Raw genomic sequence first — 23,134 nt, forward strand, 5'->3', positions numbered from 1 at the left:
AATCCTATGCCAAACGTATCGTTCCACGACTTGAGCCAACTCGACGCCGCCGGTCGAGCGGCACTGATGCGGCGCTCAGAGACCGATCTCTCTGGCTTTATGGAGAAGGCCGCACCGATCATCGAGGCGGTCCGAACAGAAGGCGACGCCGCGCTCGTCCGCTTCGCCCGCGACTTGGACAAGGCAGATCTCGATGCGGCGCGGCTGAAGGTCAGCCCCGCCGAGTTCGATGCCGCCTTCGGCATGGTGGACGAGGACGTGGTCGCCGCCATTCGCTTCGGCATCGACAACATCCGGCATTTCCACGAAGAGCAGAAGCCGGAAGCGATGTGGCTTAAGGAAATGCGGCCCGGCGCCTATGCCGGGGACCGCTTCACGCCGATCCGCTCGGTGGCGCTCTATGTCCCGCGCGGCAAGGGGGCGTTCCCTTCGGTGACAATGATGACCGCAGTGCCCGCCGTCGTGGCGGGCGTCCCGGAGCTTGCTATCATGACGCCGCCAGCGGCCGATGGTTCGGTGGACGCAGCGACACTGGTTGCGGCGCGCCTCGCCGGCGTCGAAACGGTCTACAAATGCGGCGGCGCGCAGGCGGTCGCCGCGGTCGCCTACGGCACAGAGACGATCAGGCCCGCGCTCAAGATCGTCGGTCCAGGCAGCCCTTGGGTCGTTGCGGCCAAGCGGCTGCTTGCGGGAGTCATCGATCCAGGCCTTCCCGCCGGTCCGTCGGAAGCGATTATCCTCGCCGACGACAGCGTACATGGCGGACTGGCCGCGCTCGACCTCCTCATCGAGGCGGAGCACGGGCCGGACTCGTCGGCCTATCTGGTGACCCACAGCCGCCGCGTGGCGGAGGAGGCACTGGCGGCGCTGCCCGAGCACTGGGCGCGCATGACCGATCAGCGGGTAGCATTCTCCACCGCGGTGCTGACCGGTGCCTGTGGCGGCATCGTGCTGACGGCATCGATCGAGGAGAGCTACCGTTTCATCAATGACTACGCACCTGAGCATCTGGAGATCCTCTCCACCGATCCCTTTGCGCACCTTGGCCACATCACCGAAGCCGCCGAGATCCTGATGGGGCCGCACACGCCGGTTTCGATCGGCAATTTCGGGCTGGGCCCCAACGCCGTGCTGCCGACCAGCCGCTGGGCGCGTACCTGTGGACCGCTCTCGGTCACGGATTTCGTCAAGCGCTCTTCCATCGGCTACGTGACGGCGACGGCCTATCCGGAATTCGCGCGTCATGCCCGCACGCTTGCCCGCTATGAAGGCTTTTCCTCGCACGAACACGCCGTTTCCGATGTACGCGACCGATATTTGGTGCGGTAGCGGATGATGAAGGCGGCCAGACTCCATGCGGCGGGCGACTTGCGGGTCGAGGATGTGCCGTCTCCCGGCGAACCAGGGCCTGGCTGGGTGCGGCTCAGGGTGACGGCCGCCGGCATCTGCGGCTCCGACCTCCACAATTTCCGCACCGGTCAGTGGATCAGCCGCGCGCCGAGCGTCGTTGGACATGAGTTCGCCGGCGAAGTGACTGCCGTGGGGGCCGGCGTGTCCCAGGTGGCCCTCGGAGACCGGGTCGTCGCCGATTCGCGTTTCTGGTGCGGCGAATGTTCTGCTTGCCGGGCCGGCCTGCATAATGTCTGTGCCACACTGGGCTTTGTAGGCGAGGTCTGCGACGGCGGCTTCGCGGAAGAGACGGAGCTGCCGGCGCGGCTGCTCCTGCGCCATGACCCTGCGCTCGATCCCGCAATCGCCGCCATGGCGGAGCCGCTGGCGGTCACCCTGCACGCAGTGCGGCGGCTGTCGGCGCCGGCCGGGGCGCCAGTGCTTATCGCCGGTTGCGGCCCGATCGGCGGGCTGGCGGCGCTGCTCCTGTCGCGGCGCAGCGAGAGACCGGTCCTCGTCGCCGACCGCAATGCGGCACGTGCGGATCTCGTGGCCGAGGTGAGCGGCGCGACCGTCGTCGACCTGGACATCCTGTCCCACGATCCCAACTTGCGCCATGCCATCGACGCGACGGGAAATGTGACGGTGATGGCGCGGCTGCTCGATCGTTTGGCCGGCGGCGGCACGCTGGCGCTGGTCGGCATTTCGCATGGCCGCCTCGACCTCGACCCCAACTTCCTGGTCGAGCGCGAGATCGCGCTTGTCGGCTGCCACGCCTTCGCCGACGAGCTTGCGCCGGCCGTAGCCATGCTTGGCGATCTCGCCCCCGCGTTGTCGCGTTTCGTGGCCGAGGAGATCGCGATCGGCGAAATTCCCGCCGCCTACCACCGCCTGATCGCAGGTGCGAGCGGCGGCCTGAAGACCATCGTCCGAATGGAGAGAGGGCGATGATCAAGCTTCCCGAAACTGCCGGACCGCTCTACGAAAAGGTCAAGGACTACGTGCTTGGCAACATCGGCAGCGGCAAATGGCCGAAGGACCGCAGGCTGCCTTCCGAAAACGAGCTGGTCAGCACGCTCGGCGTCTCGCGCATGACCGTGCACCGGGCGCTGAGGGAACTGACCTCGGAAGGCCACCTCCTGCGCATCCAGGGCGTAGGCACCTTCGTGGCGCCGCCGAAACCGCAATCTGCTCTCATCGAAATCAGGAACATCGCCGGCGAGATCGCCGCGCGCGGCGGACGCCACAGGGCCGAGGTCGTCGTGCTCGAGAAGATCCGCGACCCGGCGCTGGACCTCATTGTCGCCTTCGAGTTCATGCGCCGCAGGCCGGTCGCCCATTCGATCATCGTGCATTTCGAGGACGATGTGCCCGTCCAGCTTGAGGAACGCTTCGTCAATTCGGCGCTCGCACCGGACTACCACCGGCAAAATTTTGTTGCGACCACCACCTACGACTATCTGCAGCGGGCGACGCCGCTGACGGAAGTGGAGCACGTGATCTCGGCCGTCGCCGCCGACGAGGTGGCCGCCGGCCGTTTGATGATCCGGCCAGGCGACCCCTGCCTGCTCCTGCATCGGCGGACCTGGTCAGGCGCGGCGGTCGCCACCGTCAACAAGCTCACCTATGTCGGCAGCCGCTATTCGCTGGGCAGCCGCTACGCGCCCTCGCCTGCCTGAGCGGGGTCACGTAGCCAAACCGGGCGGGGCACCCTATCGGCCCAACGGCTGCTTTGATAGGGAATCAGTTCTGCCTGCGCCGGCGTTTTTCTTGTTGACGCCGACCAGATCAGGTTCGGGGTCAAGCCTGGCCGCCGGTCAAATTGCACCGGAGCGGCCAGACTGATTGGGAATGTCCGGGAAGCGGCCGACCGTTCAAACTAACCCGGGGACCACGAAAACCAGCCAGGCGATGACAGGGCCGATGATGGCGATAAGCGCGCTGTAGATCAGCAACGTCTTCAGCACGCTCTCGCGCTCTGCTTCCCGGGCATTGGCGACGACCAGCGCGCCGTTGGTCGAAAACGGACTGGTGTCAACGATGGTGGTGGAGATCGCGATCGCGGCAACCACACCTATGGCACTGATCTGTCCCTGCAGGAGGAAGGGCACGGCCAGTGGAATGATGGCTCCCAGCAATGCCGTGGACGAGGCGAATGCCGATACAATGGCGCCGGTGAAGCAGAGGAGGAGTGCAACCAGCAGCGGCATGCCCAGGCTTGAAATGCCGTGGGCGACGTAGTCGATCGTGCCGATCTTCTCCATGACGCCGACATAGGTGATGATGCCGGCGATCAGGAGCACCGTCGACCAGCTGACCTTGTCGATCGCTGCCTTTTGGGTCTTCGGCGAGAGGAGTGCGAGCGCGACCGCAACAGTGATCGCCACCAGGCCGACATTGAACTTGAAGACAAGTGCGCCGACCGCGAGCGCGGTTAGGCCGATTAATGTCGTCAACCTTTCCGTAGTCAGGCCGGAAAGCGCCGACACATTTTTTGTCTGCTCCTCAAAGACGTGATGGCTGATCGGAGTAGCCGGCGTGCCGCCGTGGCCGACGATTGACTGCGTCACGCCCTCGGGGTGGAGGTCAGGCAGCGGTCCCGACGCCATCGAATACTTACGCAGCACCTTCGAGCCGCCGAAGAGGAAGAATACGAGGACGGCGATGGCCAGGTTGAAGAAGAAGCTGGAGAGAAACAGTGATGTCGGCGCGAACGGCAACCCCGCCTTTTCGACGATCTGGTTGGTGATGCCACCATAGACGCTGATCGGCGAAAAGCCGCCCGCCTGTGCACCGTGAATAACCATCAATCCCATCATGACCGGATTGATGCGGTACTGGAACGCAAAACCCAGCGCCACCGGGGCCAGGATGGCGACCGCCGCAGGTCCGAGCGCACCGAAGCCGGTGATGACGGCGGCGACCAGGAACATGACCCAGGGAATCCACGCCACATGTCCGCGCACCAGTTTGACCGCGCCCTCGACCAGCCAATCGATAGTACCGTTGATCTGGGCGATGGCGAACAGGTAGGTAATGCCGACCAGTGTCAGGAAGAGGTCGCTCGGGAAGCCAGCAAATATTTCCGCCGGCTTCATGGCCATGATGAGCGAGCCGACCAGAAAGGCGCATGCGAAGGCGAGTGCGCCCATATTGATCGGCTGGATGGTGGCGATCACGAACATGCCGACCAGCAGCGCGATCGACAGAATCTGGATGTTCATAGCTTCCTCCCTCGGGAAACGCCTTCAGGCGCCCGTTCTCATTTCCATCGGTTAGTAGATCAGCCTGCGTTGGTCTCGCTCCCAAGCACCAACGCAGGGTAGTCAGCGCCTCCTAGGAGGCGGGCATGTAAAGGTTGCTGAACCGGTCGCGCAGAAGATTCTTCTGCACCTTTCCCATGGTGTTGCGCGGAAGGTCCTCGGCGAAAATCACCCGTTTCGGCTGCTTGTAGCGCGCGAGGCGGTCGCGCAGCGCGTTGAGCACGGCCTTTTCGTCCATTGTGGCACCGGGCTTGAGCACCACGATGGCCGTCACCCCCTCCCCGAAATCCGGATGTGCAATGCCGATGACCGCACTCTCGGCGACACCGACGAGTTGATCGATCTCACCCTCGACTTCCTTCGGGTAGATATTATAGCCGCCGGAGATCACCAGGTCCTTGTCGCGGCCGACGATGTGGAGATAGCCCGCCTCATCGATCTTGCCGAGGTCGCCGCTGATGAAATAGCCGTCCTTGGTGAACTCCGCCGCAGTCTTTTCAGGCATCCGCCAATAACCTTTGAAAACGTTCGGGCCCTTGATCTCGATCATGCCGGTTTCGCCTGGTCCGAGCGTCTCGCCCGTGGCCGGATCGGTGACCCTCACCGACACGCACGGGAGTGGGAAACCTACTGTCCCTGCCCTTCGCTCGCCGTCATAGGGGTTTGAGGTGTTCATGTTGGTTTCGGTCATGCCGTAGCGTTCGAGAATGGCGTGACCGGTGCGCTGCTTGAATGCGGCGTGCGTTTCAGCGAGCAGCGGCGCCGAGCCGGAGATGAACAGCCGAATGTTGTCGACCGTCTCCCGGTTCAGGCCCTCATGCTGAAGCAACCGGACATAGAAGGTCGGCACGCCCATCATCAGCGTCGCCCGCGACATCAGAGGAAGGATTTCGCCAGGCTCGAACTTTGGCAGCAGAAACATCGAGGCGCCGGAAACCAGCGTGACATTGGTCGCCACGAAGAGCCCATGCGTGTGAAAAATCGGCAGCGCGTGGATCAGCCGGTCGGCTGCGGTCACGTGCCAGCATTCGCGCAGTGCTAATGCATTGGACAAAAGGTTGTCGTGCGTCAGCATTGCGCCCTTGGAACGGCCGGTGGTCCCAGATGTGTACAGGATCGCGGCGAGATCGTCAGGCGCGCGCGCCGCGTCGAGAAAATCGGCAGACTCGTCCCGGGCCAACTCCATGAGCGACCCGGCGCCGTCCGCATCGAGCGTTTCGACAATCGCGCCGTGGCCGTGCGCGATCCTTTCGACATCAGCTCGCGACTTCGAGGAGACGATGACGAGCCGCGGTTCGGCGTCACCGATAAAATAGTCGAGTTCAGCCAGCGTATAGGCGGTATTCAGCGGCAGATATATCGCCCCGCAGCGCACGCATGCGAGATAGAGCATCAGAGCCAGCGGGCTCTTGTCCACCTGGACCGCGACGCGGTCGCCTGGGCGAACGCCGAGCACATCAATTGCGCTGGCGATCTGTCCGGAGAGCCGCAGCGCATCTGCATAGGTCCAACGCTGACCATCAATAGTCTCGATGAAAATCGACTCGCCTGACTTGGCGGATGCTCGCATGGCGTCGAACAGGTGATTGCTCATTGAACTCCTCCCAATTTGCTTATTAGGTTTTCTGCATTTCGGTGCGGCGTCGACGAACCGGGGCGCCAATACTGGTGTCGGTCGAAGCGGTTGCCGCCAGTTTTCTCACCTCCGGCGAAGCAGCGATCTCGCCATGTTGCGCCAAGGCTTCGTGGTTCGCCTCGATGTCGTCCAACTTGTAAAAGTAGTTGACCATCAAGCCGTGGGACTGCCGCATCGCCTTGGCGGAGCGATCGGCGAGGAAGTTCAGCCGTTCAAGGCGAGCGCCGTTGCCCAAATGGAAACGCGCCACAGGATCGACCGGCCGTCTGCCGGTGGCACGTTCCTTGACGAAATAGCGTGCGGCGAGCGGGAGGAGCACAGCTTCAACGACCCGTGCCTTCTGCGGATTGTCCGCCCAGCTCGGATCGTCCAGCAGCTCGAGCGTCTTGAGGGCCTGATCATCGAGGCTCGGATCGGTCGCCTTGCGCAGTCTTGCTAGCCAGCCAGCGAAACCCGGAACCGGCGACAGCGTCACGAAGGTCTTCAAGCCCGGCAGGTCGCGGCGCAAATCCTCCACCACCTGCTTGATCAGAAAGTTCCCGAAAGAGATGCCGCGCAGTCCGTCCTGGCAGTTGGAGATCGAATAGAAGACAGCGGTGGTGGCGTCCTGGGCCGTGATCGGCGAACGGTTTACATCGAGCACATCAGCGATGGCAGAGGGAATCGCCTTGGTCAGCGCAACCTCAACGAAGATCAGCGGATCGTCTGCGAGACGCGGGTGGAAGAACGCAAAGCACCTGCGGTCGGCTGGAGCTAGCCTCCGCCGCAGTTCCTCCCAGCCGGCGATTTCATGCACAGCCTCGTATCTGATGATCTTCTCCAGGATGTCGGCTGGCGTCGACCAGTCGATCGGACGCAGGGTCAGAAAACCGCGGTTGAACCATGAGCCGAACAGGTGGGCGAAGTCGGCATCGACGGCGCGAAACGGCTCCGTCGCGTCCTTCATGGCTAATAGGCGCTCGCGCATCTCCACCAGTCTTGCCGTGCCTTTGGGGGCCAGGTTGAGTCTGCGCACCAGTTCCTGGCGACGCGGCTCGGCGGCCTGGTGCAGTTCGATGACGGCGTCCGAACTCCTGTCGCTGCGGTAGCGCTCGATGGCTTTGTCAAGCTTGGCGATGTCTGGGCCGAACTGTTCGTGCAGCATACGCACGAAGTCTTGCTGACCGACCGCGTCCAGTTGGGCCCAGCGCTGAAGGACCTCGGCGGCCAATGCCATGCCCGAGGCTTCGCCCCGGCTCGACAAAAGCATGTCGCAGAGCGTGTCGATATTCGTCTCGGCTTGGATCGGCTCGCTGCGCGCGCCTGCCGCAAGCAGCCTGCGGCCGCGATCGGTGATGCTTTGCACCATATCGCTAAAGAACGAGATACCTGCCATGTCGGAGTCCTCCTGGCAAAGTCGAAATCGGCGCAAAAGACCCTCCGCGCGCTCGCGGTGCTACTGCTCGGTTGAATCCGCCAATTGTGTGCGACTTGCCTATTGTGGTATCGTTATTAAATGCGATTGTGCGCAAAGTCAACTATCTTGCATACAAGAATGCGCGTAATGCATTTTGGAGTCCGAAAATGTCAGGGAATGTTGTTCAACGCCTACGTGACGAGATCGAAAACGGCATCATCTCGAACGACTTCGCCCCCGGTGCACGACTAGACGAGGTGCAGTTGGCAACACGCTTCGGCGTGTCGAGAACGCCGGTGCGCGAGGCGCTGATGCAGTTGAACGCGATCGGGCTGGTGGAGATCCGGCCGCGCCGGGGTGCCGTGGTGATCGATCCGGGACCGCACCGCGTTTTCGAAATGTTCGAGGTGATGGCGGAACTTGAAGGTTTGGCCGGTTCGCTGGCCGCGCGACGGTTCACCGATGCCGATCGCACAACCATCCTGGCCGCGCATGCAGATTGCGAGCGTTCGTCCTCGGCCGGCGACAGCGACCTCTACTATTACGATAACGAACGTTTTCACAAGGCTATCTATGCTGCCAGCCACAGCGGTTTCCTGGCCGAGCAGTGCGTCGCACTGCATCGCCGTCTGCAACCCTACAGGCGTCTCCAGCTTCGCGTGCGCAACCGCGTTGCCACCTCGTTCGCCGAGCATGGCGCGATCGTGGAAGCAATCCTAGCCGGCGACGCGGAGCGGGCGCGCACGCTCCTGCGCCAGCATGTCAGCATCCAGGGCGAGCGTTTCAGCGATCTTGTAGCGACGATGGCGAGCAGATAGTGGATCGCCCAGTGGTTCCCGAATACAATGTTACGCGACTTTTGGCGAACAAACATCGATCATTCCTATAGCGGCTTCCCTCACATGCTGCGGATTCGCGTTTCGTGATAGGCTCAGTTGCGCCATGTGTGGACGTCAGCCGGACCCGGTGAAGCACCATGATGCTCTGCTGCTCATCGCTCCTTGATCTCGACGACCGCATCGTCGGCCGGGTGATCGCCTCGGCATCGGCAGCATCGTTCTTCTGGCGCTTCACGTACGGCTTGACATAGCTCGGCGGCATCAGGCGGGCATCATGGACGGTCAATTCGCGGCTCCACGACCATCAGGTCATAGTCATAGTCGGCCTTGCCCTTGATGCGCTCCGGCGGTGACGGCATATCCCATTTCAGCATTGCGAGTTCGCGCTCGCCAAAAACGCGTGCCCGAACGATCTTGAGGGACCGCAGCACAAGCGGTTGCGCGAGCCGCAGACGCGCCTACGGTTGTCCGGCCTTGCCTATCCGCTCCCACACCTTGCCGTTCGACTGTGACTGGCGTGCAAAGTAACGGTAGGACGTTCGCGACCAGTCCCTGATCGCCGACGTTTTGTTGTCGAGCACCAGATCACCCTGGCTGGTGCGCACTGTCAGAACGGTGTGGCCTTCTTTCCCGCTGCGCGCCACAGTCAGCAGCAGGACAGAAGCCGGCCAGCCGAGCTTGAGTAGCTCGCTTTTCTTGAGGATGGCGAAGTCCTCGCAATCGCCCTGGTCTTTCGGCAAGTCCCACTCGTCGGCCTTGCCCGTGGTGCTGACATCGCTTCGTTCAGCAATGCGGTGGTTGACTGCGGCGTTGACTCTTGCGAGCTCCGCCTTGCGAGGTCCCGTCAAGTCCACAACTTTGGTCTTGCCTCTGGTGTCGCAAAGCGTTTTTTCCTTAGCGCAGAAGGTTTTGAAGGCAGGGGGCGCAAACGCATAGCCCTGCGTCTGCATGGTAGTGCCAGCGCCGGAAGCCTGGGTGCAGGCCGAGAGCAGGACAGCGCATGTGTGCAGCGTCAGAATTCGCATCATAAACGAGGGGCCTCTGTGGTCGCCTCGCAATAGTCGACGCTGAACCTAAAGCAATCCCTCGCGACGCCTTAGCGTCCCGTTTTTGGTTAACAAATTGTAACGGTGACGGGAACATTTGAAACAGTATTCGCGTTTTAGTAGCAATTAATATAATGGAGAGCTAATATGTGTACGCTAGAGTCACTACTCAACAGCACCGGTATAGTGTTGATATCAGCCACCTTTTTTGGAGTGGCAGCGACCGTTCCAGCACGAGTCCAAGAGATCGAGCGGCCCGTACTCACGGCTCAGCAATGCAACCCTCTGACGAACGCTAACTATGAGCTTTGCTGCGTGGCGCTGAACCGGACTGACATTCTCACGGCGGCGCAAATCGACCAATGTCCGCCGATGACCACTGCGCAAATCCAAAGTGTCTTGGCTCCCGACGACAGCGGCGGCGATAATGGCGGCGGTGGCGACAATGGCGATGGTGGCGATGGCGGCGATAATGGCGATGGGGGCGATGATGGCGGCGATGGCGGCGGCGGCGGCGATGATGGCGATGACGGCGATGACGGCGATGACGGCGATGACGGCGATGACGGCGATGACGGCGATGACGGCGATGACGGCGATGACGACGGAAACGGCAACTCCGGCCACGTCAACTCAGGTCCAGGCAATGGCGGTGAAGGTGCTGCCGGCGAGCTAGGCGATCGGGATCCCGGCAGGTCTGGGGAGCATAACAGTGCGCCCGACACGCCCGGCGACAGATGAAGAACCAAAGTCGCGCCGGCTCATTGTGGCTGGCGCGACGTTCGGCCAGAAGGAAAGCCCGGCGCATGCGCGGAGGGCAATGAGGACGGTGGGTGCGCGATCGTGGAAGCAATCCTCGCCGGCGACGCGGGCGCGCACGCTCCTGCGCCAGCATGTCAGCATCCAGGGCGACGTTTCAGCGATCTTGTAGCGACGCTGCGAGCAGATAGCCGTCCGGTTTGGCTTGGGCAGGTACCACCGTACAGTCGGTGCGCTGGCGATCGGCGCAGGTATCAGTTGGGCCGTAGTCGTTGATGGCAGAGTCCGTCACGGAGCACATGGGGAGCCGGCCTGCGCTAAGAGCGCACCACCAGAGGCACCAGACCTTCATGGCGATGGTCGAGATAGCACACAACGCGGTCGCCAATGCGCTCGAAGATGAGATCGACTTTCGCCTCGCCGATGGCCAGATGGCGGATAACAATGTTGTCGATACCGATCGGCAGCCGCGGGCGTTCCACAGTGATCTCGCGCTTCCAGCCGTCGACCCGGATACCCAGGCAGGCCTGCAGCATCATGAACGCGGAGCCTGCCGACCATGCTTGCGGCAGACATGCGACCGGGTAGGCCACCGGTGAATCGCTGGCCGCGCGCGTAAAGCCGCAGAACAGCTCCGGCAGGCGCATGTTGAAACGGACCGCCGCCTCGAACATACCGCTCATCAGCTTCACGACGCTGTCGCGCTCGTGATAGCGGGCGAGCCCGGAGGCGCAGAGTGCAGTGTCGTGCGGCCAGATCGACCCATTATGATAGGACATCGGGTTAAATGGGACCTCGTCGTCGGCCAGTGTGCGAACGCCCCAACCGCTATGGAGATGACCAGAGAGCAGCTGGGTGGCAAGGGCCTGCGCCCGTTCCGCTGAAGGCAGCCCGACATAGAGCAGGTGACCGGCATTGGACGCGCGAACCGCGCATTGCTTGCCTTCTCCGTCGATTGCCAAAGCATAGAAATCTCGGTCCGGCATCCAGAAATGCGTTTCCACCGCCTCACGGATCCTCTCTGCCAGGGCGCTCCAGTGCGCCGCCTTTGCATCGTCGCCGCGTCTGGCGGCCAGCGCGGCCATACCTTGATATGCGGCGAAGACATAACCTTGCACCTCGACCAATGCGATCGGCCCTTTGGGGATCGTGCCGTCGGCATGGAAGATGGCATCGGCGCTGTCCTTCCAGCCTTGGTTGAACAGACCCGTGTCGGCCGCCCTGTTGTAGGTTACAAAGCCTTCCCCGTTGCGGGTTCCGACCTCCTCCATCCACGCAGTGGCAGCGCCCAGCGAGTTCCACATGCGATCGACGAATGCCTCGTCTCCGGTGCGATCGGCGTAGGACGAAGCCAGATAGACATAGAGTGGCGTGGTGTCGACGCCGCCATAGTAGCGGCCGAACGGCAGCTCGCGCAGCACGGCCATTTCGCCCTTCCGGGTTTCATGCATGATTTTGCCAGGTTCGGCATCGTCGAACACAGAGATCTCGGTCGACTGATAGTGGGCAAGGAAGGCCAGCACCCCGCGAGCAAGGTCCGGATTGAGCCAGAGCATCTGTAAGGCGGAAATGACGCCATCGCGGCCGAAAGCCGTCGAAAACCAGGGGATGCCGGCATACGGGTATGGCCCGGTTTCCAGATCGGTCGTCAGCAGCGCGATGTCGGCGCGCGTGCGTGTCAGCCAGTCGTTGAACACGCGGCCGGAGCTGAAGACGGTGGCGCCCTGCCGGCGCTTTGAGCGCATGGCAAAGCGGGCTCGCGCAGCGGCCGCGCGAAAGCGGTCGCTGGAGGGGGTCTCTTCGCTGTGGCCGACCTCCAGGTACAATGCTCTGCTGTCACGCCTTGCCACGAGAATAAGGAAGTCGGCGTGGTTGGGGTGCACCTGATCGGGCTTGATCGAGAATGCGATGACCGATTGACGAGCCACATTGTCGAGGCCTTCATATCGGAACGTTACGCTCGCCTCGCCGACCAGCGCGTCATGCGCGCGGCCGCGGCGGCTACGCGTAGTGCCGCGCACCTCGAACATGTCACGGAAATCGGCGTCGAAGTCGAGCCGAACCGGCAGATCCACCTCGCGCGCGGAATAGTTGGTGAAGGTGATGCGTTCGAACATGCGGTCCTGCCAGATGAACCGCGTCCGGTCGATATGGACGACGCCCGGCAATGCTTCGCTGCCATTCGGCCCGATAGTGGCCAGGTTGGTGAGATTGGCGGTGAACAGGATGTTGTCCTGCGACAGCGAGGCGCCGAGCAGCGACGGCATCCTGCCGCCGATGAACAGGCGGAAGCGCGACAGTACACGCGTGTCGTCGCGGAAAAGCCCGTCGCCGGTGCCGCGTATGTCGCCGTAGCTGTCTGCGACGACGAAGCAATCCTCGTGTTTCAGCGCAAATTGCCGATGCGGCTCGCGCGGTGCCGTTTCGTCGATTGCCGGGAGCGCTACGGCTGGATCAATCTTGCGGTCTTCGAGTTGAGTGGTCATGGTCAACCCCTCCCGTTCAGAAGCGACCAAGGCGGCTCAGGCGCTGATCCGGGCCGGCCGTACGGGCAGCCGAGCCCTCTCCTTGCTCTGTCAGGTAGCCATAGTCATCATTGCGGTATTTTTAGCGCGCTTGTTTTGAGAACCAAGTGCATTCGTTGTGCCCTCCATGAGCGAGCGATAGATCGCCAAGTAATCGCTGCGCACGCGCTCGATCGTGAATCGCACGTCAAAAGCTTGTCGCACCCGTGCACGATCGAGGCCGCTTATCCGCGGTGCCGCGTCCACAGCTTCGTCTGGTGTGTCCACGATCAATCCTGACAACTTCTCAAAAGCGAAGGTCATCCTTCAAAAAGCTTCGACGGCAATCCCCTTCCTCGCGTTCATTGCGGTCCTATAGCGCGAACTCTCGAAAGGCCGATATGTTCCCCGCGGGAACAATCGCCGCGTCGAGCAACCGCGGCAATCAGGACAAGAAGGACAAGCCCAACAGAGCAGCCAGGCTGCCGGCAAGGATCCAAACCGCGGCAAGGACAACCCCAACTCGAACTAACGCAGCTAAGCTTTTCGCATTCATCTAGTCGGGCGGCGAGGGATTTCGCACTGCTCGGCCAGGGATGGGGTTCATCGAAGGCCCCGTGCCACAGCGCCGGCAGTCAAAGACCGCAACAGATCCCTGTAAATGCCGCTCGATCGGATGTGATGCCAACCGCACGCCAGCTTCTCGAGGCGAGCCTGTGCCAAGGGCAGTTGACTCAGCGCTTCGTGAAGTTCGAGGCTTCTGAAAATTGCGGCCTTGACGCGATGTGCATTAGGTCGTTTGTTGCGGGCAGGAGTGCCACGGGAGGAAACCATGGAAGTCACCCTGGGGGCGGACAGCCTCGCAGCGCGGTTCCACGTTTTCACGCCGATGACGGGCGAAGGTTCCCGCGCATGAATTCCGGAGCGATCCTCGAAGCAGCGGGATTGACTAAGGAATTTAAGGGTTTCGTCGCTGTCAACAATGTCAACCTGACGGTGGAGCGAGGATCGATCCACGCGCTGATCGGCCCCAACGGCGCAGGCAAGACGACCCTCTTCAACTTGCTGACCAAATTCCTGCAGCCGACGCGCGGCGCGATCCGCTACCAGGGCCGGGACATCACCAGGATGCAGCCGGCCGACATCGCGCGGCTGGGCCTTGTGCGCTCCTTCCAGATATCGGCGGTGTTTCCGCACATGACCGCACTCGAGAATGTCCGCATCGCGCTGCAGCGCCGGCGCGGCGACAGTTTCGATTTCTGGCGCTCCGAGAAAGTGCTCTCCAATTTCAATAGCGAGGCTGCGGCTCTTCTCGCCGATGTCGGTTTGACCGAGTTTTCGGACATCCGCGCCAGCGATCTGTCCTACGGCCGCAAGCGCGCGCTTGAAATCGCGACGACACTGGCGCTGAACCCTGAAATGCTGCTCCTCGATGAGCCTATGGCAGGCATGGCACAAGAAGACATTGAGCGCATCTCGGCGCTGATCCGGCGCATCTCCAAGAACCGCACCATTTTGATGGTTGAGCACAATCTGTCGGTCGTAGCCTCGCTGTCGAACCGCATCACCGTGCTCGCGCGCGGCAAAGTCCTCGCCGAAGGCGACTATGCTGCGGTATCCAAAGATCCGCGCGTTATCGAAGCCTATATCGGGGCCGGCCATGGTTGAAGCTGAACTGACGAGCAGGCCGGCTGTTGCCTCCTCGGCGAGACCCCTCCTCCGCGTCGATGGCCTGCAGGGCTGGTACGGCGAGAGCCATGTGCTTCACGGCGTGAGCTTCGAGGTTGGCGAAGGCGAAGTGGTGACGCTGCTCGGCCGCAATGGCGCCGGCAAGACGACGACGCTGAAGGCCGTCATGGGCATCCTTTCCAGGCGCTCGGGCTCGGTCACCTATGACGGCCGTGAGACGATCAAGCTGCCGTCGCGGTCGATCGCACAGATGGGCATCGCCTACTGCCCAGAGGAGCGCGCGATCTTTTCCAGCCTCTCGGTCGAGGAGAATTTGATGCTGCCGCCGAAGGTGCGCCCCGGTGGGCTCAGCGTCGAGCAGATTTTCGAGCTTTTCCCGAACCTGAAGGAGCGGCTTTCGAGCCAAGGCACCAAGCTTTCGGGCGGCGAACAGCAGATGCTTGCCATCGGCCGGATTTTGCGGACCGGCGCGAAGCTCTTGCTGCTCGACGAGCCGACCGAAGGGCTTGCACCCGTCATTGTGCAGCAGATCGGCCGCACCATTGCCCGGCTCAAGGAGGAGGGATTCACGATCGTGCTCGTCGAACAGAATTTTCATTTTGCCGCGTTGGTCGCGGACCGGCACTACGTGGTGGAACAGGGGCGCGTGATCGACACGATCCCCAACGACGAACTCGACGCCAACATTGACAAGCTGCACGCCTATCTCGGTGTCTGAGGCAATCATCAACGGCGCATTGCGCCGCAATCGGAGGGAAGTAGCGATGAAAAAAATGGGATTTATTCTGGCTTCAACGGCGAGCCTGCTGATGGCAGGCGCGGCCTACGCCACGGATGTCAAGATCGGCGTTCTGAATGACCGTTCCGGCATCTATGCAGACATCGCCGGCGAAGGCTCGGTCATCGCCGCCCAGATGGCGGCGGAAGACTTCAAGGCGGCGGACAAGGGCATCAATGTGTCGATCGTCTCCGCCGACCACCAGAACAAGCCGGACGTTGGCTCGAACATCGCCCGCCAGTGGTACGACACCGAAAATGTCGATGTGATCGCCGACGTGCCAACCTCGTCGGTGGCGCTCGCCGTCAACGAGATTACCAAGGAGAAGAACAAGATCTTCCTCGCCTCGGGTCCGGCCTCGTCGGACCTCACCGGCAAAGCCTGTTCGCCCAACACCGTCCACTGGACCTACGACACCTGGGCGCTTGCCAACGGCACCGGCTCGGCCATGGTCGCACAAGGCGGCGATAGCTGGTTCTTCGTCACGGCGGACTACGCCTTCGGCCACGCGCTCGAGCGCGATACGTCGAAGGTCGTCGAAGCATCGGGCGGCAAGGTTCTCGGCGCCGTCCGTCATCCTTTCCCCGGCCAGGATTTCTCGTCCTTCCTGCTGCAGGCGCAAGGGTCGGGTGCCAAGGTCGTCGGCCTCGCCAATGCCGGCGGCGACACGATTAACGCGGTCAAGCAGGCGTCGGAATTCGGCATCACACAGGGTGGCCAGGCGCTCGCCGCCCTGCTGATGTTCATCAATGACGTGCATGCGCTTGGCCTCGAAGTGGCGCAGGGCCTCGTGCTCACCGGCGCGTTCTACTGGGACAAGAACGATCAAACGCGGGAATTCTCTGCCCGCTTCCAGGAGCGGAATGCCGGACAGAAGCCTTCGATGATCGAGGCCGGAGTCTACGCTTCGGTCCTGCATTACCTTAAAGCCGTCGAGGCCGTCGGCGACAAGGACGCGGCCAAGGTGATGGCCAAGATGAAGGAAATGCCGACCGATGATCCGCTGTTCGGCAAGGGCACGATCCGCGCGGACGGGCGCAAGCTGCACGACATGTATCTGTTCCGCGTCAAGAAGCCGGACCAATCGAAGGGGCCATGGGATTATTTCGAGACGGTGGCCACCATTCCGGCCGACAAAGCGTTCCGCCCGCTCGCCGACGGCGGCTGTCCGCTCGTCAAGTAAGCGAGCCTCGCCAACGACGCGCCGAGCCGCTCGGCGCGTCCTTTCGTCGACAAGTCAGCCGGAGCGACCATGTTCGAACTGCTTGGAATTCCGCCGCAGGTCCTGTTCGGCCAGTTGCTGCTCGGGCTGATCAATGGGTCCTTTTACGCGGTTCTGAGCCTCGGGCTGGCGGTCATCTTCGGTCTCTTGAACATCATCAATTTCACGCATGGCGCGCAGTACATGCTGGGCGCCTTCGGCACCTGGATGCTGCTCAACTATCTCGGCGTCGGCTACTGGTGGGCCGCGTTCATCGTGCCGCCGATCGTCGGCGTCACCGGCATCGTGCTCGAGCGCGTGCTGATCCGACGACTCTATCACCTCGACCATCTCTACGGTCTGCTTCTCACTTTCGGCCTGGCGCTGATCATCGTCGGCTTCTTCCGCCAGTTTTTCGGCGTATCCGGCCTGCCTTACCCGCCGCCGCCGCTTCTGACCGGCGGGCATAATCTCGGTTTCATGTACCTGCCAAATTCGCGCGCCTGGGTGATCGTGGCTTCACTCATCGTGTGTCTCGCGACCTGGTTCATTATCGAAAAGACCCGCCTTGGCGCCTATCTCAGGGCAGCGACCGAGAACCCGACCATGGTCGGCGCGTTCGGCATCAACGTGCCGCTGCTGGTCACGCTCACATATGGTTTCGGCGTCGCACTGGCGGGTTTCGCCGGCGTGCTCGCCGCGCCGATATACGCAGTCAATCCGAACATGGGGGCAGACCTGATCATTGTCGTCTTCGCCGTCGTCGTCATCGGCGGCATGGGCTCGATTCTGGGCTCGATCCTCACCGGCTTCGGGCTTGGGCTGATCGAGGGTCTGACCCGCGTGTTCTATCCGGAAGGCTCGGCCGTGGTGATCTTTGTCATCATGGCGCTCGTGCTACTCGTCAAGCCCGCGGGTCTGTTTGGGCGGAGTGTGTGATGACAACCGACACCAACCCGATCGCGATGGTGGCCATCACGTCGGTTGGCGCCGCGGGCATGCCACGTCATCACTTTGCGATCTTCGCCGCGCTCTTCGTCTTCCTCATCGCCGCGCCATTTCTGCTCTATCCGATCTTCGTCATGAAGGTGCTGTGCTTCGCGCTGTTTGCCTGCGCCTTCAACCTGTTGCTCGGCTATGGCGGGCTCTTGTCGTTCGGCCACGCTGCCTATTTCGGCATGGCGAGCTACGTCTCGGCCCATGCGGCAAAGGTGTGGGGTTTGACGCCCGAACTCGCCATCATCGCGGGCGCGCTGGTGGCTGCCGTGCTCGGTCTCGCCATTGGCTCCCTCGCCATTCGCCGCCACGGCATCTATTTCGCCATGGTGACGCTGGCTTTTGCGCAGATGATCTATTTCTTCTCGCTGCAGGCGGCGTTTACCGGTGGCGAGGACGGCATCCAGGCCGTGCCGCGCGGGCATCTGTTCGGGCTGATCGACCTGCGCTCGAGCGAAGTGCTCTATTTCTTCGTGCTCGCCATCTTCTTCGCCGGCATATTGTTGATCTATCGGATCATCCATTCGCCGTTTGGACAGGTGTTGAAGGCGATCCGCGAGAACGAGCCTCGCGCGATCTCGCTGGGCTATCGGGTCAACCGCTACAAGCTCGCCGTATTCGTGCTGTCGGCCACGCTCGCCGGCGTCGCCGGCGCAACCAAGGCAATCGTGTTCCAATTGGCGTCGCTTACCGACGTCTACTGGACCATGTCCGGCGAGGTCGTGCTGATGACGCTCTTAGGCGGCATGGGCACGGTGTTCGGACCGATCGTCGGCGCGGCAGTCATCGTCACGATGCAGAATTACCTCGCGACATTTGGCGACTGGGTCACGATCGGCCAAGGCATCATCTTCGTTGTCGCGGTGCTGTTGTTCCGGGAGGGCATCGTTGGCGTCCTGGCAAAATGGATCCGGAAACCGCTCTGAACAGGTGATGAAACCAGCGACCGGTCGCCGATTAGGCCATGCAGCCACTCAGTTCTATAGCCAGACGACAATCTTGCACGGAACATCTCACCAAGACTTCCGGATTAAGAGGCAAAAGGGCCTCTGCCTTGGCGCCAAATCGTGCTTCTCGGGCCGGCGGGCTGTTCAGTAGTCCGGTGCGATCAGTTTCAGCAATGGAAAATAGGTGCGGTAGCGGCCGACGTCGCGGGTGAGCAACGGCAGTCCATCGACGGCGGCATGGGCGCCGATGAAGAAGTCAGGCAGGACACCAGTGCGCGATCCGCCCGATTTGCGATACCGCGTAAAGACCTTTCCGGCGAGGAACAGTGCTGCCCGGGGCATCGGAGCCATTTGGAGACCGGCTTCGTCGAGAAACGCGTCGATATCCTCGATGCGGTCGTAGCGAACGGCAAGCTCGGCATAGACTGCATCGTTGATCAACAACGACCCATTGAGGCTTGCCGTCTCAAGCTGGGCGATCGACCAATCCGCCCAGTTCGCATCGTCCGTGACAAGGTCGAGCAGAACGTTGGTGTCGACCAGCGTCACGCGTCAGTGCCATGATCGCGTCGGTGTCGAGTCCCTTGCCGGCATGGCCGCGCAATTTCGCGAAGCGGCTGGCGGGCTGCTTCTTGTCGCTACGCACGATCAACACATTGCCGTCATCGGTGCGGCGGAAATCAACCTTGCTGCCCGGAACGATTCCGAGCAGGTCGCGGACCGGCTTCGGGATGGTCACCTGTCCCTTGGCTGTGACTGTGCTGGTCATGTCCGCATCCTGGTAATACCCATTTTCTATAAGGTATTACCTTGTGGGCCGAATTTCAACCTTCGCAAACGGCTGCCGGAGCCGTCATTTTGTGACTTGTCTTCCCAGGCGCCTTTTGACGTCGTAATCCGCAGGCAAGCACCCTATCTACGCCGCATGAACGACATCACGACCAGACGCGCCCTTCTGCTCGTCAATCCAAAGGCGCGACGCGGGCAGGAATCTATCGCACCGATCGTCGAACGGCTGGAGGCCGGCGGGCTCCGCGTCAGCGTCGAGACGTTTGAGGCGCTGCCCGAGATAGCACGCGATATCGTACGCCTTCGCCATAGGGCCGACCTTGTGATCGTGTGCGGCGGCGATGGCTCGGTGTCCTCAGCGGCGGTCGCGGCCATGGAAAGCGGGCTGCCGATGGGCATCATTCCAATGGGGACGGCGAACGATCTGGCACGAACGCTCGAAATACCGTTGGATCTGCGGAAGGCCGCCGACGTGATCGTACAGGGCGGAAGGCGTCTGATCGATGTCGGGACCGTCAATGGTCACGCTTTCTTCAATGTTGCGAGCATCGGCCTCAGCACCGACCTTGCCCAGGGTCTCGACCCGGCACTGAAGAAACGTTTCGGCCGGTTTGGCTATGCCGTGGCGGCCATGAAAGTGTTGACCAAGGCCCGCCACTTCGAAGCAAGGATTACCGAAAAGGGCGTAGCGACCGAAGTCGAGACTTACCAGATAGCAGTCGGCAACGGCCGACACTATGGCGGCGGCAACGTGGTTGAGGAGACGGCGGAGATCGATGACGGCCATCTCGACCTGTACAGCCTGGAAATGACGAACCTCTGGAAGATGGCGCTCTTGCTGCGCTCGTTCCGCTCAGGCACGCACGGCGCCTGGAGCGAGGTTCGCACGGCCAGATGCGTCGAGTTCGACATCGAGACGAAAAGGCCGATGCCGGTGAACACCGATGGTGAGATCGTCACCTCGACCCCGGCGCATTTCAAGGTCCACCCGAAGGCGATTTCGGTCTTCGCTCCTGCGGCCGCGCGCATGCAGCCCCGCACAAAGGTGCTTGGTGACGCGGTCAGCGCAAACAGCGGCTAGACTGGCGATCAAGCGCGCGTCGAATAAACTCAACCGCCCCGCGGTCATCTTCGGATGGAGTGCCTGCTTGATTCCCCTCGGCTCGTCAGAGCCTGGCGAAGGTGATTTGCGACACCGTGGCACGACCGGCCTCAACGTCAGCTCAAAGCTGACCGAATGCCTCCCAAAGTGGCTGCAGGCTTGCAGATTGACGAGAACGACAGCTATCCACCAAAGTTCCAGACATTCTCCCGCTAGGTTTGCGCTGTGCGCGTCGTGTTGGCCAGGAGCTATCGTGTTCCTGATTGCAATCGTCGTGGTTGCATAAGCACAAAAAATTAACGCGCCCAACGGTAATTAGGCTTTGGGAATAATTACGCAACTTGTTCTTTCTAGGTCGATAAAGGCCAGAAGCAACACGTTGGTCACGTGCCCGACTCTCGATGCAGCTGACGATTCGACTGGATCAGGTGGAATGATAAATAGCCGGTCTGACGTCGCGACGGGCCAAACTGACCAAGGCTTCCTTGAGTTGGAGGCTCCCTTGGTATCGGCGATCATACCTTGCCTGAACGAAGAGCGCACGCTCGGCATCTGCATTCGAAAGGCGCTTGATGCGTTCGCAAAGCGGGGCATCAGAGGTGAGGTGGTGGTCGGGGATAATGGATCGAGCGATCGCTCGGTGGAGATTGCCCGGTCGCTTGGTGCGCGCGTCGCGCACCAGCCGGTCAAGGGCTACGGCGCCGCGATTAGTGCAGCGGCTGGGTCTGCGCACGGCAAGTACCTGATCATGGCCGATGCAGACGATTCCTACGACTGGAGCAAACTCGACGACTTCATCGACGCGCTGGAGGCTGGTGCGGAGTTGGTCATGGGCAATCGCTTTGCTGGCGGGATAGAGCCTGGCGCCATGCCTCCTCTGCACCGATACCTTGGCAATCCTGTGCTTTCGACGATTGCGCGCTGGCTTCATCACTCTCCTATAGGCGATTTTCATTGCGGCATGCGGGGTTTCACTCGTGACGCGTTCCAAAGAATGGGCGCACGCTCGCCCGGTATGGAATTCGCTTCCGAAATGGTCATCAACGCGCATCGTGCCGGATTGATCATTCGTGAGGTGCCGATCAAGCTCTATCCCGACAAACGTGACCGCCCTCCTCACCTGCGCTCTTTCCGTGACGGGTGGCGACACTTGCGGCTGATCGTAGCTCATGCACCGGACACGATGTATCTTGTACCCGGACTAATCCTGATGATCGCCGGTGTCATCGGGCTTGCCATCCTCGCTGCTGGGCCTGTCACCATAGGTGGGCAGTATTTCGGGATCCACTTCGTCGCGCTCTCATCCATGGCAACATTGATCGGTCTTTCGGCCATTCTCTTCGGGACGCTGGCCAAGGTAGCGATCGCAATCTATCACCCTGTACGCGCAGGACTGATGATCGCCTGGCTGACGCGCAGTCGCCCGCTGGAATGGCTAGTCCTCTCCGGAGGTGTGCTCGCGACGATTGGTTTCCTCGCGGATATATTGCTGGCGCTGCGATGGATCTTCGTTGGCGGCTCAATGGAGCAATCCGTGCATCTGACTTTTGTGATTACCACGGCCTGCGTGGCAGGCGTTTCCATGGTGCTTTCCGGATTTGTTCTCAAATTGCTCCTGGATAACCTGGACAATCGACGTGTCTGCTAACCATTCGGTTTCGGACATTCCGGACCTACGTGCCGCGGGGCAGATAGTGCGTGTTCTTGAGGACTGGACCGCATGAGACAAAGCAGGGCTGTTCCACGGGTCTGGGATACGGACTGGCTGATCCTACGCGCGCTTGCGCGACTGTTGCGGGAAGAAGCAAGTGCGCATGTCAGACAAGGCTCGCTGATGGTAGACCTCGGCTGCGGCGACATGCCGTATGCTGAGATGATGCGTCAGATGAATATCGATTACTGCGGTGCAGACATCGGCGGTGAAGGTTTCTTGCAAATAGACGAGCAGGGCCGTGTGCCGCTGGCCGATGGTGCGGCAGGTGCAGTGCTTTCGGTGCAGGTACTTGAGCACGTGCGTGACCTCGACGCCTATTGTGGCGAAATACGGAGGCTGTTGCGCGATGATGGCGTGCTGCTGCTATCTACTCACGGCACTTGGCTCTATCATCCTCACCCCGAAGATCATCGCCGCTGGACGCGCACCGGGCTTATCGTGGACCTCGCCAATCGAGGCCTCGAAGTGGAGGATGTGCACGCAATCGTCGGTCCGCTGGCGACTACCACACTGATCCGATCGACGGGATTTTCTTTCATCCTCAGGCGTGTGCCTATCATCGGTGGCATTTTGGCGTCCTCGTTGGCCGTGTTGATGAACCTGCGCGCTCAGTTGGAAGACCGGATCACGCCCGCTCAGATACGCGATGACAACGCTTGTGTCTTCCTGGTACGAGCTCGCAAGGCTGCTGCATGACTATGCGGACCCCTCTCGCTTACGTTGCTGTCGCCGGCCTGTGCATTGCGCTACACAACGCCGTTATCATCTTGGCAGATAGTGTCGGTATGCCGCTGTGGTTCGCCGTGCTGCTGTCCTTCGGGATCGTTGCTTGCGCCGGGTATGTTCTGCATGGGTTGTTCACTTTTCGTCAGCCGCTAGCCCCGATTGGCCTGGTTCGTTACTTCATTGCAATGTCGGCTAATATACCGTTCGCTTTCGTTGCCACCTGGTTCTGGCATGAGCAGGTCGACCTGCCGATGACATTCGCCGCACCGATCGCTTCGGTCTGCATGCTAGCTCTGAATTTCCTGCTCGGTCGCTGGGCCATCGTCACGCCGACCCGCTGGACGGCGCTCAGGTGATTAA

General features: G+C 61.6%; 22 protein-coding genes and 2 pseudogenes. 13 read left to right on the forward strand and 11 right to left on the reverse strand.

Going from position 1 to position 23,134, the window contains the following annotated elements:
- Nucleotides 1-6: 6 nt before the first annotated feature.
- The 3 genes from hisD to hutC are packed head-to-tail and all read left to right on the forward strand — an operon-like array spanning nucleotide 7 to nucleotide 3,068.
- Entirely contained in the window at nucleotides 7-1,329 is a 1,323-nt protein-coding gene (gene hisD, locus AC0L3I_RS06775) for a histidinol dehydrogenase (RefSeq protein WP_473484798.1), read from the forward strand.
- 6 nt (nucleotides 1,330-1,335) lie between these two features.
- Nucleotides 1,336-2,340, forward strand: a complete 1,005-nt coding sequence (locus AC0L3I_RS06780) for a zinc-dependent alcohol dehydrogenase (RefSeq protein ID WP_473526379.1) — start codon at nucleotides 1,336-1,338, stop codon at nucleotides 2,338-2,340.
- Nucleotides 2,337-3,068, forward strand: a complete 732-nt coding sequence (gene hutC, locus AC0L3I_RS06785) for a histidine utilization repressor (RefSeq protein ID WP_123147222.1) — start codon at nucleotides 2,337-2,339, stop codon at nucleotides 3,066-3,068. Before AC0L3I_RS06780 ends, hutC begins: the two co-directional genes overlap by 4 nt.
- Nucleotides 3,069-3,263: 195 nt before the next feature.
- Here the strand turns inward: hutC and AC0L3I_RS06790 are convergent, their stop codons facing one another.
- From AC0L3I_RS06790 to AC0L3I_RS06800, 3 genes are all read right to left on the reverse strand, one after another.
- Complete coding sequence (locus AC0L3I_RS06790) at nucleotides 3,264-4,613, reverse strand: SLC13 family permease (RefSeq protein WP_473526380.1); 1,350 nt, start codon at nucleotides 4,611-4,613, stop codon at nucleotides 3,264-3,266.
- A gap of 112 nt (nucleotides 4,614-4,725) precedes the next feature.
- A complete protein-coding gene (locus AC0L3I_RS06795; RefSeq protein WP_473526381.1) occupies nucleotides 4,726-6,246 on the reverse strand; it encodes a malonate--CoA ligase in 1,521 nt (506 codons plus the stop codon).
- A gap of 22 nt (nucleotides 6,247-6,268) precedes the next feature.
- A complete protein-coding gene (locus tag AC0L3I_RS06800; RefSeq protein WP_473526382.1) occupies nucleotides 6,269-7,663 on the reverse strand; it encodes a malonyl-CoA decarboxylase in 1,395 nt (464 codons plus the stop codon).
- Between the two features lie 188 nt (nucleotides 7,664-7,851).
- Between AC0L3I_RS06800 and AC0L3I_RS06805 the strand changes: the two genes are divergently transcribed.
- The gene (locus AC0L3I_RS06805) at nucleotides 7,852-8,502 is read left to right on the forward strand and encodes a GntR family transcriptional regulator (protein WP_473485133.1); all 651 of its coding nucleotides are present in this window, start codon (nucleotides 7,852-7,854) and stop codon (nucleotides 8,500-8,502) included.
- A 139-nt stretch (nucleotides 8,503-8,641) separates the two neighbouring features.
- Here the strand turns inward: AC0L3I_RS06805 and AC0L3I_RS06810 are convergent.
- From AC0L3I_RS06810 to AC0L3I_RS06835, 6 genes and pseudogenes are all read right to left on the reverse strand, one after another.
- Nucleotides 8,642-8,821: pseudogene (locus AC0L3I_RS06810) on the reverse strand (IS110 family transposase); the annotation flags it as partial.
- Nucleotides 8,796-8,954: a hypothetical protein gene (locus AC0L3I_RS06815; protein ID WP_473484790.1), complete on the reverse strand. Its 159-nt coding sequence runs from the start codon at nucleotides 8,952-8,954 to the stop codon at nucleotides 8,796-8,798. The pseudogene AC0L3I_RS06810 and the gene AC0L3I_RS06815, both read right to left, overlap by 26 nt.
- 27 nt (nucleotides 8,955-8,981) lie before the next feature.
- Nucleotides 8,982-9,548, reverse strand: coding sequence for a transglutaminase-like cysteine peptidase (locus AC0L3I_RS06820; RefSeq protein WP_473485132.1), 567 nt, complete (start codon nucleotides 9,546-9,548; stop codon nucleotides 8,982-8,984).
- A 216-nt stretch (nucleotides 9,549-9,764) separates the two neighbouring features.
- Nucleotides 9,765-10,196: a hypothetical protein gene (locus AC0L3I_RS06825; protein WP_473526383.1), complete on the reverse strand. Its 432-nt coding sequence runs from the start codon at nucleotides 10,194-10,196 to the stop codon at nucleotides 9,765-9,767.
- A gap of 449 nt (nucleotides 10,197-10,645) precedes the next feature.
- Nucleotides 10,646-12,814 (reverse strand): amylo-alpha-1,6-glucosidase, encoded by a 2,169-nt coding sequence (locus AC0L3I_RS06830; protein WP_473526384.1) that lies wholly within the window; start codon nucleotides 12,812-12,814, stop codon nucleotides 10,646-10,648.
- Between the two features lie 90 nt (nucleotides 12,815-12,904).
- A complete protein-coding gene (locus AC0L3I_RS06835; RefSeq protein ID WP_473526385.1) occupies nucleotides 12,905-13,156 on the reverse strand; it encodes a hypothetical protein in 252 nt (83 codons plus the stop codon).
- Nucleotides 13,157-13,744: 588 nt separating this feature from the next.
- On the opposite strand from AC0L3I_RS06835, the gene AC0L3I_RS06840 reads away from it, so the two are divergent.
- The 5 genes from AC0L3I_RS06840 (at nucleotide 13,745) to AC0L3I_RS06860 (ending at nucleotide 18,422) form a co-directional block, all read left to right on the forward strand.
- Nucleotides 13,745-14,500, forward strand: coding sequence for an ABC transporter ATP-binding protein (locus tag AC0L3I_RS06840; RefSeq protein ID WP_473484783.1), 756 nt, complete (start codon nucleotides 13,745-13,747; stop codon nucleotides 14,498-14,500).
- The gene (locus tag AC0L3I_RS06845) at nucleotides 14,493-15,239 is read left to right on the forward strand and encodes an ABC transporter ATP-binding protein (protein WP_473526386.1); all 747 of its coding nucleotides are present in this window, start codon (nucleotides 14,493-14,495) and stop codon (nucleotides 15,237-15,239) included. The genes AC0L3I_RS06840 and AC0L3I_RS06845 overlap by 8 nt, the downstream gene beginning before the upstream one ends.
- 46 nt (nucleotides 15,240-15,285) lie before the next feature.
- Nucleotides 15,286-16,482, forward strand: coding sequence for an ABC transporter substrate-binding protein (locus AC0L3I_RS06850; protein ID WP_473526387.1), 1,197 nt, complete (start codon nucleotides 15,286-15,288; stop codon nucleotides 16,480-16,482).
- Nucleotides 16,483-16,551: 69 nt separating this feature from the next.
- Nucleotides 16,552-17,439 (forward strand): branched-chain amino acid ABC transporter permease, encoded by an 888-nt coding sequence (locus AC0L3I_RS06855; RefSeq protein ID WP_473484777.1) that lies wholly within the window; start codon nucleotides 16,552-16,554, stop codon nucleotides 17,437-17,439.
- A gap of 59 nt (nucleotides 17,440-17,498) precedes the next feature.
- Nucleotides 17,499-18,422 (forward strand): branched-chain amino acid ABC transporter permease, encoded by a 924-nt coding sequence (locus AC0L3I_RS06860; protein WP_473485131.1) that lies wholly within the window; start codon nucleotides 17,499-17,501, stop codon nucleotides 18,420-18,422.
- Between the two features lie 165 nt (nucleotides 18,423-18,587).
- Here AC0L3I_RS06860 and AC0L3I_RS06865 read toward each other — a convergent pair whose 3' ends face one another.
- Both AC0L3I_RS06865 and AC0L3I_RS06870 read right to left on the reverse strand, forming a co-directional pair.
- Nucleotides 18,588-18,992 carry a type II toxin-antitoxin system VapC family toxin gene (locus tag AC0L3I_RS06865; protein ID WP_473526388.1) on the reverse strand — a complete coding sequence of 135 codons (405 nt, stop codon included), beginning with the start codon at nucleotides 18,990-18,992 and terminating at the stop codon, nucleotides 18,588-18,590.
- A pseudogene (locus tag AC0L3I_RS06870) lies at nucleotides 18,991-19,212 on the reverse strand (AbrB/MazE/SpoVT family DNA-binding domain-containing protein); the annotation flags it as partial. The gene AC0L3I_RS06865 and the pseudogene AC0L3I_RS06870, both read right to left, overlap by 2 nt.
- 156 nt (nucleotides 19,213-19,368) lie before the next feature.
- Here AC0L3I_RS06870 and AC0L3I_RS06875 point away from each other — a divergent pair.
- The 4 genes from AC0L3I_RS06875 to AC0L3I_RS06890 all read left to right on the forward strand — a co-directional run bounded on the left by AC0L3I_RS06875 (nucleotide 19,369) and on the right by AC0L3I_RS06890 (nucleotide 23,130).
- The gene (locus AC0L3I_RS06875; protein WP_473526389.1) at nucleotides 19,369-20,313 is read left to right on the forward strand and encodes a lipid kinase; all 945 of its coding nucleotides are present in this window, start codon (nucleotides 19,369-19,371) and stop codon (nucleotides 20,311-20,313) included.
- Between the two features lie 523 nt (nucleotides 20,314-20,836).
- Nucleotides 20,837-21,982 carry a glycosyltransferase family 2 protein gene (locus AC0L3I_RS06880; RefSeq protein ID WP_473526390.1) on the forward strand — a complete coding sequence of 382 codons (1,146 nt, stop codon included), beginning with the start codon at nucleotides 20,837-20,839 and terminating at the stop codon, nucleotides 21,980-21,982.
- 72 nt (nucleotides 21,983-22,054) lie between these two features.
- On the forward strand, nucleotides 22,055-22,744 hold the full coding sequence (locus AC0L3I_RS06885) for a class I SAM-dependent methyltransferase (protein ID WP_473484771.1): 690 nt from the start codon (nucleotides 22,055-22,057) through the stop codon (nucleotides 22,742-22,744).
- Nucleotides 22,741-23,130 (forward strand): GtrA family protein, encoded by a 390-nt coding sequence (locus AC0L3I_RS06890; RefSeq protein ID WP_473484769.1) that lies wholly within the window; start codon nucleotides 22,741-22,743, stop codon nucleotides 23,128-23,130. Before AC0L3I_RS06885 ends, AC0L3I_RS06890 begins: the two co-directional genes overlap by 4 nt.
- Nucleotides 23,131-23,134: the final 4 nt, after the last annotated feature.

It is taken from the genome of Mesorhizobium sp. WSM4840 (genome assembly GCF_055811755.1).